This window comes from Phyllobacterium sp. P5_D12, from assembly GCF_054049495.1.
The window spans coordinates 1-2,578 of sequence record NZ_JBFUMG010000594.1; the positions used below are offsets into that span (position 1 = coordinate 1).

Annotated in this window: 1 protein-coding gene; it reads left to right on the top strand. The window is 56.7% G+C overall.

What is annotated here, in order from left to right; genetic code table 11:
• A partial coding sequence (locus ACXJ5O_RS23970) for a molybdopterin-dependent oxidoreductase (RefSeq protein ID WP_457302088.1) occupies window positions 1-2,578 on the top strand: 2,578 nt, incomplete at both ends.

Sequence of the window (2,578 nt, forward strand, 5' to 3'; positions counted from 1 at the left end):
CCACCTGCTATATGTGCGCCTGCMGTTGCGGCATCGATGTCCATCTGAAAGACGGCAAAATCCGCTACATCGAGGGCAACCGCGACCACCCGATCAACAAGGGGGTCTTGTGTGCCAAAGGATCAGCGGGAATCATGCAGCACTATTCGCCGGCGCGATTGCGAGCGCCGCTGTTACGAACAGGACCACGCGGTTCAGGCGAATTCAAAGAAATCAGCTGGGAAGAAGCGTTGGCGTTGGCTGTCGATTGGCTGCAGCCGCTGCGGGAAACCGCGCCGCAGAAGCTCGCTTTCTTTACGGGCCGCGATCAAAGCCAGGCTTTGACCAGCTTTTGGGCGCAAAATTTCGGCACACCGAACTACGCTGCACATGGCGGGTTTTGTTCGGTCAACATGGCAGCCGCAGGGATTTATACGATCGGTGGTGCGTTCTGGGAATTTGGCGCGCCCGATTGGGACAAAACCAAGCTATTTGTTTTGTTCGGTGTGGCGGAGGATCATGATTCCAACCCGATCAAGATCGGTATTTCCAAACTCAAGAAGCGTGGGGCGCGTTTTGTTTCGGTCAATCCGGTGCGCACGGGCTATTCCGCTATCGCTGATAACTGGATCGGCATTCGTCCTGGTACCGATGGACTGCTCATTCTTGCCGTCATCCATGAACTTTTTCGCACTGGCAAGATAGATCTCGACTATCTCCAGCGCTACACCAACGCGCCGTGGCTGGTGATCGACGATGAGGGTAAGGAAGATCATGGACTTTTCCTGCGCGACGATCTTGGCAAGGCTCTGGTGCGCGACCGCAAATCCGGTGCGCTTGTCCGGTTCGACGAACCGGGTCATGTTGCTGATCTTAATGCTGACTTCGTTACGGAAGACGGCCGGAAGGTGCGCAGCGTCCTGCGGCTAATGGCAGAGAAATATCTCGATCCGAAATATGCACCCGATGCAGTCGCGGCGGAAACTGGCGTTGCGGCCACTACGATCCGTGGGCTGGCTTCGGAGATCGCCCGAGTGGCTTTTGATGAAGAGATTATCCTCCAGCAACCGTGGACCGACATCAAAGGCGAGCAGCACGATGTCATGATTGGACGGCCGGTGAGCTTCCATGCCATGCGCGGCATCTCCGCTCATTCGAATGGATTTCAGTCGGCGCGTGCATTGCACGTTTTACAGACGATCATCGGCTCCATCGACTGCCCGGGCGGCTATCGGTACAAGCCGCCTTATCCCAAACCTGTGACGGCCCACCCAAGACCGCATGGCAGAGCGGAACATGTAAAGCCTGGTCAACCGCTTGCGGGGCCGCATCTTGGATATCCACTTGGACCTGAAGACCTGCTCGTCGATAGTGAAGGCAAGCCGCAGCGGATCGACAAGGCGTTCTCATGGGAAGCGCCGCTCTCGGCTCACGGCATGATGCATATGGTTATCGCCAATGCGTGTGCTGGCGATCCCTATCCTGTCGACGTACTGTTCCTGTATATGGCCAACATGGCGTGGAACTCGTCGATGAACACGCGTGGCACGATCAGGATGCTGGAGGAGCGCGACGCGAAAACCGGCGAATATAAAATCCCGAAGATCATCTATTCGGACGCCTATTCATCGGAAATGGTTGCCTATGCCGATCTTGTCTTGCCAGATACGACCTATCTGGAGCGTCACGACTGTATTTCACTGCTCGACCGGCCAATCTCCGAACCTGACGCCGCCTGCGACGCGATCCGTTGGCCGGTGCTGGAGCCGGACAGGGATGTGCGCGGGTTTCAGTCCGTGCTGATCGATCTCGGAACCCGCTTGAAATTGCCCGGTTTCGTCGATGATAGAGGCGCGGCGCTGTACAAAGACTATGCCGACTATATCGTCAATCATCAGCGCAAGCCCGGTATCGGCCCGCTTTCGGGTTGGCGGGGTGCGGACGCCATGGATGAGGGCAGGGGAGCGCCCAACAAAGATCAGCTGAAAGATTACATTGATCACGGTGCGTTCTGGATGAAGCACATTCCCGATGAGGCACTCTATTTCAAGCACCACAACGCCGCTTATCAACAGTTCGCCATCGACATGGGTTTCTTCGATGCGCCGCAGCCCGTCACCCTTCAGCTCTATGTCGAGACGCTGCAGAAGTTCCGGCTGTCGGCGATGGGTGTCCGGCAACCGTTCGCGCCCGAACAATACCGCGAACGTCTGCTCGATTGTTTCGATCCGCTACCGGACTGGTACCGGCCCTTCGAAGAACAGGGCGTCGATATCGCAGAATTCCCCTATCACGCGATCACGCAGCGGCCGATGGCGATGTATCATTCCTGGGGCTCGCAGAATGCATGGCTGCGACAGATACACACGAAAAATCCATTGTATGTCCCTGGTACGATTTGCGACGAGCTGGGGTTGAAGGATGGCGATTGGGCCTGGGTCATTTCGCATCACGGCCGGATCAAATGCGAAATTGCGCGGACTGATGCGGTGAATGGCAAAACCATGTGGACATGGAATGCGATCGGCAAGCGTAAGGGCGCTTGGGCGCTTGATCCRCAAGCGCCCGAAGTAACCAAGGGATTCCTCCTCAACCACCT